This window comes from Vibrio sp. 2096, from assembly GCF_033339595.1.
GTDB classification, from domain to species: domain Bacteria; phylum Pseudomonadota; class Gammaproteobacteria; order Enterobacterales; family Vibrionaceae; genus Vibrio; species Vibrio alginolyticus.
This window is the reverse complement of record NZ_JAWOUX010000002.1, coordinates 685,461-691,870: the sequence shown is the minus strand read 5'-3', so window position 1 is coordinate 691,870 and position 6,410 is coordinate 685,461. Positions and strand designations below refer to the sequence as shown.

The following is a 6,410-nucleotide window of genomic DNA, read 5'->3' as shown; positions in this document are numbered from 1 at the left end:
GAAGAACACGCCAGTAAGTCGAGGACTAAGCGCACATTCATTTTCGATAAGGGATTTGATTTGTTCCGTAAGCATAATGACACCTGACCAATTGCGATTTATGGCAATCGTAGTTGCGAAGAATGGCAACTGCAAGATGCGATTTATGGCAACTTTGTGGCTACAATGAGAAGAAATGGAGGTTCTTATGTACACAGCTGAACTAATTAACGCCTACAAAAAGGCGAAAAACTACGTACAAGATAAGCAGGTTGCGCACGATTTGAATCTAGACCCGCCGAAGATTAGTAAAATTCGCAAAGGTGTTAGACAACTTACTGATGAAGAAGCAGTTTTTCTAGCACACGGCGCAGGTATAGACCCGGAGATTGCGTTGCTAGGATGTCACGCTGATCGCAATGAAAACCCAGCTATAAAAAGCATGTGGGAAAGCATTGCAAAAAAGTATAACGGACTTGGATTATCAAGCATTTCAATGGTTTGTGCCGGATTGGCTTTAGTGATTGCAAGTCCACAGGAATCACTATTACAGTGCGCATTATATGTGTTATGTTAAATTGTATATCGCCGTACGCCAAATGTTGTCTGAGTATGCTCCTATTCCCCTGCAGATTTTAAATTTAAGGGCCTTACTGTGAGCATTAAACATAATGGTTATTTACCATAAAATACTTAATATAGATCTTAATAATCTATCGATTGTTAAGATCTATATTAACGCCTTTTTACTTATTGAAATGACTGTATAGCTTCAAAGATATCTTGTCTTCTAACTGGCTTGGAAATGAACCCGTCCATACCGGCATCCAGGCATTTATCTCTATCGCTTTCTAACGCATGTGCAGTTAACGCTATAATTGGGGTCCTGAGACCTTTATCTCGAATAAGTCTTGTTGCGGTAATTCCATCCATCACTGGCATCGAGACATCCATGAGAATCAAATCGATTAAATCCTCATTCTCTTCTAAAAATGTTAATGCCTCTGCTCCATGGCTTGCGATATGAACATTATGGCCAAGCTTATTTAAGATAAGCTTTATTACGAACTGATTCGACTCGGTATCTTCTACGACGAGAAGTTCCATTGCTTTTGTCGGTTGATTGGTTTCGATTCTAACTGGACGATTTTGATTACAACGAGTCAAAACTGGAATCGAAATCGTAAAGGTTGAACCAACATGCTCATCACTTTTAACGGCAATCTTTCCACGCATCATTTCAACTAAATGCTTGGTTATTGCGAGCCCCAGTCCTGTACCACCGAAGCGTCTCGTGATGGAACGGTCTCCTTGATGAAATGCCGTAAACAAGTGCTCTTGCTTTGCTTTAGATATACCAATTCCAGTGTCAGATATTGAGATCACAAGTTCAGCATCTTGCTCAGATACAGAAACTTTTACTTCACCTTCGTCTGTAAACTTTATTGCATTCCCTATTAGATTAAACAGAATTTGAGATAACCGCGTGGAGTCAATCCAAAATTGTTTGTCATTAGTGACAGTACAGTTGAGTTTAAATTGGAGATTTTTCTTCTTAGCTATTTGTTTTTGCTGAGAAATGACAAAAGTGACAGTGTCTCTTAAATTAATCCATTGTTCATTGAGCTGAAAGCGACCTGACTCGATTTTAGAGAGATCAAGAATGTCACTGATTATCGCGAGAAGTAACTCTGCAGAGCACTCCATTTGGCTCAACGCATCAATTTGTTCTTCTGACAAGGTTGATTGCTTCAGTATATCTAGCATTCCAAGAACGGAATTTAAAGGGGTTCTTATTTCATGGCTCATCATCGCTAAGAACTCCGACTTAGAGCGGTTCGCAAGCTCTGCTTCTTCTCTTGCTTTAGCGAGCTGAGTTGTTCTTACCTCAACGATACGTTGTAACTTCTCTTTGGTCTCGATATCAATGACCGCCCTTTCAATTAAGGGACGAAACCGCCTCAAGGTTTCCTTATTCTCTATGCTAAAGTGCCCTTTCTGAGCTCCAATAAGTAGGATTACGGTTTGCGTTACTTCTGAACGTATACCAGTTAAAACGACCGAGTTTACATGGCTTTTTATAAAGCTGTTTAAGTTAACAAACTCAGCGAGTTTATCTGGCTCGAACAGTAGAATGCATTCACCATTGAGAGCTCTTTGATAGGTGTTACCGTGTAACCAGGATACATTATCAAATACGCTATTAGTTGATATCAATGTCTTGAAGGGATATCGTTCACCATCACGAGTCAGTACAATAAAATCATCGAAGTTGATGTACTTTTTGAGGACATTGTTTAATCCCGTAAATATCTCATGCCGATTCTTTGCCTCACTCATCGCAGATATCGCGGAAAGAATGGCCTTGTTTTCATCGGCGAGTAGTCGTTCTCTTTGTCTAGCCTGCTTTAGCTCAACTAACGCTTCTTGAAGCGCTTCCTGTTGATATATGTCTAAGTATTTATCTTTCATAAGGTTTATGGAATATAGCCGATGAAATCATCAGGTTTCCATGTCCATTCTCACCACCAATAAATCTACCTTGCTCGCCGAAAGTAAAAGGGCAAATAAAAGGCAAATGTTCTAGTTCTTGGTTAATTTGTTCACAAACGCTATTCATGTCTTGCATTAAGTGCAACATGGGACCTGCGCAAAAGATATTTATCACTCCAATTTTTCGAGACTCTTCTAATTTTTGGTTAAAAGCGGCATTGACGACTTTTGCAGCGCGCGCAACGAGATGCTCACGACTTCCTTTCATTAATGTGAGCTCGTCACCCTCTTCTATTCGTGTAAACAACTCGATTCCACCATCTGGCGTCTCACGGATCGGATGGGATAATTTGTAATATGGGCGATCATAGAGATGACCTGCGATCCGCCCTAATGGATAAGCACTCGAGTTTGTAAACAGCATATTATCTTTACCTACTTGGTTATCCTGGTGATTTGTCCACCTTCTATAAACATTGAGCGCAGGTTCGTTATCAATTTCAAGTAAGCATCTATCGTTGGTCTTGGTTGCAACACCTTTGATATTAGTTGGTGTATGTCCAGCGCTAAAAGCGATATCAACAGGTTGAGAGGAGTAAAAGAGAGTTAAGCTTAAACCTGAAGTTTGAGAGCCTTGGGCGGTTATCACAGACCATTTCCCAGCGATGTTATTATCAGCGGCCGAACCACCAATAATTGGAATTAGAGTTCCAAATCTTTCATCTATAGACGCAATGATTGATTCCTCTTGCCCTGGTGTGGCATGAAGTAGAATTAAGTTTGGTACCTCTCCTACACGGTTAGCGCTCTCAAGGGCCATATCCAAAGCCTTGGTGACGCTGTCACCTGAGTTGTGATTAGAAATACCAGTACCATAAGCATGAGGACCTGTATCATAAACAGCAAGTGCCGCAATTACTGGGCCTGTATGAAAGCCCTGATCTGTCATTACGGCTTGACATGAACTGGCTCCATGAAAAGGCACACCAGGAAAATGCGCAAGAAACGCTTCTCGAATCAACTCGAAATTGTATTCTTCCGTGTAGTAACACATCACGTAAGACAAGTTCTGTTGTGTCAATTCGGACCTGAGCGTTTTTATCGCTGAGTCTTCATCTTTAATATGAGTAAAAACTGATTGGCAATGCATACGATTTTATAATTGGATATCACTCTGCTGTTATACCATTCCAACCAATTTTCTCTAGGTAAGAAGGTGTTAATTTCATTAATAAGTTACGATTATCTCGTGATAGATCGTATTTATAATTGAACTACAACAATGTTTTCACCTTTTTTAAAGGTGATTTTTTTCGATTCAGGCATGATGTCCCATTCTACTGACTTATGCTTCTCGTTGAAGTTGATAAAATTACCAGATTGATTTAGATCAATTTTTAGAGTGCTACTTTCTATCGTTTCGAGCGAAATTCCCATTGAGTCACGATTAATCGTGATTATTTCTCCTTCAATTGTTACATCGCATCGTTCTTTTTGTGAACAGTCAACGCTATTAACACTCTCGTGTGTAAAGGTACGCCAGAAAAATGCGCCTATTAAAACACTGAGCATGATTAAGATTTGTGCAAGTCGCGCCTTTGTTAACTTTTGTGCAGGCATAATTACTAATATCCTTGTTACAAACTTCAAACTTTTTAAATAAAAAATGATTTCCAGAGGTCCAGTAAGGTTACTACCCTGTCATTGAATTGTTAATTCAAGTATAGTGTCACGCTGAAAATGCCACTTTTTATTAAAGTCAGCAATGGAAATAAGGTGATGATAACACTTGAATTCTAGAGTTTACTTGGGTGGTGTTACGACGCAAGTCGTGTTGGAAGTAAAAGTGTAGTTAATTAGAAATTGGAAGCATGCAAATGAGCCAAGTAAAGCAGCTTGAACAAAACTACAACTATACAGTCGTTCGCCAATTTACCCTTGTGACCATTTTATGGGGCATAGTTGGTATGGCTGTTGGTGTTTTGATTGCCGCTCAATTAGTTTGGCCACAGCTAAACTTTGATACGCCGTGGTTGACGTACAGTCGCTTACGTCCACTGCATACTAATGCGGTAATTTTTGCGTTTGGTACCAGTGCTCTGTTCGCAACGTCTTATTATGTTGTACAGCGCACATGTCAAACACGTCTTTTTGGTGGCCCACTCGTTGCCTTCACCTTTTGGGGTTGGCAAGCAATCATCCTGGCAGCAGCCATTACTTTGCCTCTCGGTTTAACATCGGGTAAAGAGTATGCTGAGCTAGAATGGCCTATTGATATCGCAATTGCGCTAGTATGGGTATCATATGCGGTGGTGTTCTTCGGCACACTAGTGAAGCGAAACACGTCACATATTTATGTGGCAAACTGGTTCTTCGGGGCCTTTATTATCACAGTAGCAGTACTTCACATCGTGAACAGCATGGCTATTCCTGTGTCACTTGGTAAATCTTACTCGATTTACTCGGGCGCAGTGGATGCGATGGTTCAGTGGTGGTATGGACACAATGCGGTAGGTTTCCTACTGACCGCCGGTTTCCTAGGTATGATGTACTACTTCGTTCCTAAACAAGCTGAACGTCCTGTTTATTCTTACCGTCTATCTATCGTTCACTTCTGGGCACTTATTTCTCTATATATTTGGGCAGGCCCTCACCACCTTCATTATACAGCGCTACCAGACTGGACTCAGTCTCTAGGTATGGTTATGTCGCTGGTTCTATTTGCTCCTTCTTGGGGTGGTATGATCAACGGTATTATGACGTTATCTGGTGCATGGCATAAGCTTCGTTATGACCCTATCCTACGTTTCCTAATCGTTTCACTGTCGTTCTACGGTATGTCTACCTTTGAAGGCCCGATGATGTCGATTAAGACGGTTAACGCACTTTCTCACTACACCGACTGGACCATTGGTCACGTTCACTCTGGTGCGTTAGGTTGGGTTGCGATGGTTTCTATCGGCTCTGTATATCACTTGGTACCTCGCCTATTTGGCCAAGAGCGTATGTACTCTGTTGGTCTAGTTAATGTGCATTTCTGGCTAGCAACAATCGGTACCGTTCTTTACATCGTTGCGATGTGGATCTCTGGTGTAATGCAAGGTCTTATGTGGCGCGCGGTTAACTCTGACGGTACGCTAACTTACAGCTTTGTTGAGTCTGTAGAAGCGTCTTATCCGTTCTACTTTGTACGTTTCCTAGGCGGATTTATCTTCCTATCTGGTATGTTCCTAATGGCATACAACACGTACAAAACGGTAAGTGCACCTAAAGAAAGCCTAAAAGCTATCCCACATCCGGCATAAGGAGATTTAAGAATGAGTAATAATTCTAATAATCGCCATGAAATCTTAGAACGTAATGTCGGTTTGTTGGCTATTTTTATCGTGTTTGCTATCAGTTGGGGTGCTCTTGTAGAGATCACGCCTCTGATTTTCCAAAAGCAAACGACTGAACCTGTAGAAAATCTGCGCGCTTACACTCCTTTGGAGATGGAAGGCCGTGATATCTACATCCGTGAAGGTTGTAACGTCTGTCACAGCCAGATGGTTCGTCCTTTCCGCTCAGAGACTGAACGTTACGGTCACTACTCTGTTGCTGGTGAGAGTGTTTGGGAACACCCATTCCTTTGGGGCTCTAAGCGTACAGGCCCGGATTTAGCTCGTGTTGGTGGTCGTTATTCTGACGAATGGCACCGTGTTCACCTGTTAGATCCTCGTGAGCTTGTACCTGAGTCAAACATGCCAGGTTTCCCGTGGCTAGCTGAAAACGTTTTAGACGGTAAGCTAACTCAGAAGAAACTTGAGCTATTTCGTGATCAGTTCGGCGTTCCATACACTGATGAAGAGATCGCGAATTCGGCTAAAGAAGTAGAAGGTAAAACAGAGATGGATGCAATCATCGCTTACCTTCAGTCTCTTGGTCATGCAATGAAGTAA

General features: G+C 41.5%; 6 protein-coding genes. 3 read left to right on the top strand and 3 right to left on the bottom strand.

What is annotated here, in order from left to right:
- Positions 1-187: 187 nt before the first annotated feature.
- The gene (locus R7Q41_RS06375) at positions 188-556 is read left to right on the top strand and encodes a DUF3693 domain-containing protein (RefSeq protein WP_031817143.1); all 369 of its coding nucleotides are present in this window, start codon (positions 188-190) and stop codon (positions 554-556) included.
- A gap of 173 nt (positions 557-729) precedes the next feature.
- On the opposite strand, the gene R7Q41_RS06370 is transcribed toward R7Q41_RS06375, so the two are convergent.
- From R7Q41_RS06370 to R7Q41_RS06360, 3 genes are all read right to left on the bottom strand, one after another.
- Positions 730-2,451, bottom strand: a complete 1,722-nt coding sequence (locus R7Q41_RS06370; RefSeq protein WP_064377240.1) for an ATP-binding protein — start codon at positions 2,449-2,451, stop codon at positions 730-732.
- Positions 2,441-3,622: an FIST signal transduction protein gene (locus R7Q41_RS06365; protein ID WP_206959236.1), complete on the bottom strand. Its 1,182-nt coding sequence runs from the start codon at positions 3,620-3,622 to the stop codon at positions 2,441-2,443. Before R7Q41_RS06365 ends, R7Q41_RS06370 begins: the two co-directional genes overlap by 11 nt.
- A 113-nt stretch (positions 3,623-3,735) precedes the next feature.
- Entirely contained in the window at positions 3,736-4,092 is a 357-nt protein-coding gene (locus R7Q41_RS06360; RefSeq protein WP_206959234.1) for a hypothetical protein, read from the bottom strand.
- 257 nt (positions 4,093-4,349) lie between these two features.
- On the opposite strand from R7Q41_RS06360, the gene ccoN reads away from it, so the two are divergent.
- Both ccoN and ccoO read left to right on the top strand, forming a co-directional pair.
- A complete protein-coding gene (gene ccoN, locus R7Q41_RS06355) occupies positions 4,350-5,777 on the top strand; it encodes a cytochrome-c oxidase, cbb3-type subunit I (protein WP_005396488.1) in 1,428 nt (475 codons plus the stop codon).
- A 12-nt stretch (positions 5,778-5,789) separates the two neighbouring features.
- Positions 5,790-6,410 (top strand): cytochrome-c oxidase, cbb3-type subunit II, encoded by a 621-nt coding sequence (gene ccoO, locus R7Q41_RS06350; protein WP_005377475.1) that lies wholly within the window; start codon positions 5,790-5,792, stop codon positions 6,408-6,410.

Excerpts from the sequence above, each read along its gene's own strand:
- ccoO (WP_005377475.1), top strand. The coding sequence starts at position 5,790 with ATGAGTAATAATTCTAATAATCGCCATGAAATCTTAGAACGTAATGTC.
- R7Q41_RS06370 (WP_064377240.1), bottom strand. The coding sequence starts at position 2,451 with ATGAAAGATAAATACTTAGACATATATCAACAGGAAGCGCTTCAAGAA.
- R7Q41_RS06375 (WP_031817143.1), top strand. The coding sequence starts at position 188 with ATGTACACAGCTGAACTAATTAACGCCTACAAAAAGGCGAAAAACTAC.
- R7Q41_RS06365 (WP_206959236.1), bottom strand. The coding sequence starts at position 3,622 with ATGCATTGCCAATCAGTTTTTACTCATATTAAAGATGAAGACTCAGCG.
- ccoN (WP_005396488.1), top strand. The coding sequence starts at position 4,350 with ATGAGCCAAGTAAAGCAGCTTGAACAAAACTACAACTATACAGTCGTT.
- R7Q41_RS06360 (WP_206959234.1), bottom strand. The coding sequence starts at position 4,092 with ATGCCTGCACAAAAGTTAACAAAGGCGCGACTTGCACAAATCTTAATC.